The sequence below is a fragment of the Moorena sp. SIO4E2 genome, assembly GCF_010671945.1.
Taxonomy (GTDB): domain Bacteria; phylum Cyanobacteriota; class Cyanobacteriia; order Cyanobacteriales; family Coleofasciculaceae; genus Moorena; species Moorena producens.
The window spans coordinates 1-1,504 of sequence record NZ_JAAHIE010001180.1; the positions used below are offsets into that span (position 1 = coordinate 1).

Annotated in this window: 2 protein-coding genes; one reads left to right on the top strand and one right to left on the bottom strand. The window is 42.9% G+C overall.

Translation table 11 applies throughout. The annotated features are described in order from the left end of the window. Positions 1-2 precede the first annotated feature (2 nt). Positions 3-182 carry a hypothetical protein gene (locus F6K37_RS41955; RefSeq protein ID WP_287257160.1) on the bottom strand — a complete coding sequence of 60 codons (180 nt, stop codon included), beginning with the start codon at positions 180-182 and terminating at the stop codon, positions 3-5. Between F6K37_RS41955 and F6K37_RS41960 the strand changes: the two genes are divergently transcribed. Beyond that, a partial coding sequence (locus F6K37_RS41960) for a tetratricopeptide repeat-containing sulfotransferase family protein (protein ID WP_353839147.1) occupies positions 122-1,504 on the top strand: 1,383 nt, incomplete at its 3' end. The genes F6K37_RS41955 and F6K37_RS41960 overlap by 61 nt on opposite strands.

Sequence of the window (1,504 nt, forward strand, 5' to 3'; positions counted from 1 at the left end):
GTTTAACCCTTCCTCACCCAATTCCGAAATTCTGCTACCAACTGCAAATAATCTTTGGTGTCCACCTCTGCTAAAAATCCCTCAATTTCCCCTATAGGTAAACCAGGATAATCGGGGTAGTCTGTATGCTCAACAGCAACAGTGGCCGGAAGCGATCGCATGTTACGAAAAAGCGATCGCAATTGACCCCAAATTTGCTGGAGCTTACCGTAACTTGGCTCGGGTTTTCGCTCAGACTGGTCAACAGGACGAGGCTACGGAGTGTTGGTATCAAGCCCTCACCCTAGAGCCGAATTGGGCTAAACCAGAGGAGCATGTTAAGTTGGGCAACAGGCTGTGGTCTCTAGGCAAACCAGACCAAGCCATCACCTGTTATCGACAAGCGCTTCAGTTAAAGCCCAATTTACTCCAAGTTTACTATCGTTTGGGGGAGATACTCAAATCCCAGGGCAAGATGGAAGATGCGATCGCACTTTATCAACAGGCGGTCGAGAATAATCCTCGAAATCACCAAGCCATGAACTACTATCGACAATTGGTCGATAGTAATCCCAACTCTAGCGCTAAAGATTATCATCAGTTAGGTCAACTCCTTAGAGGGCAAAGTCGATTCAAAGAAGCCATTGAGTCTTATCAAAAAGCGATTGAGCTTGACCCCTGTTTTAAGCGAGCTTATGTAGACCTACAGTACACCTGGATTGAATCAGAACAGTTACAGCAACTTATCACCTTTTATCGACAGTGCATCGAACGGGAACCAGATTTTCCTCTGGCTTGGGGGAATTTAGGGGATGTGCTAACCGAGCAAGGGCAACTTGAAGAGGCGATTAGCTGTTACCAAACTAGCGCTTATAAAAAGGCAGTTGCATCCAATCCCAACCTGGCCGAGGTTGACTGGAAACCTAAAAAAGAGCATGGTCCAGACTTCGTGATTATTGGAGCGGCTAGATGTGGTACATCTTCATTATATATGTATCTGAGTCGTTATCCACAAATTATGTCTCCTCATAAAAAAGAGTTAAATTTTTTCAGTAAATATTATAATCAAGGGATTGATTGGTATCTCGCCCATTTTCCATCCATTACCGACACTCCTAATTTTTTAGCTGGGGAAGCAAGCCCTAATTATTTTGACTGCACTGAATCTGCCCAACGGATGTTTCAGTTTTTCCCCAAGGTTAAGCTCATTGTTTTATTGAGAAATCCCGTTGATCGCGCCATCTCTTGTTACTATCACAATTTTTATCATGGTCGAGAAAAGCGAACTCTAGAAGATGCCCTAGCTCTAGAAAAGCAACGACTGCAAACTTTAACCGAATCAGAGCTATTACAGACCGGTTATCGACATCCAAATAATTTGTTAGGAAGTCTTTACGTCTATAAGTTAAAACGATGGATGGAGATTTTTCCGAGAGAACAATTTTTAATAGTGAAGAGTGAAGACTTCTATAGCAATCCCAAGATTGTGATGAGTACCATCATTGCATTTTTGGGTTTATCTGAT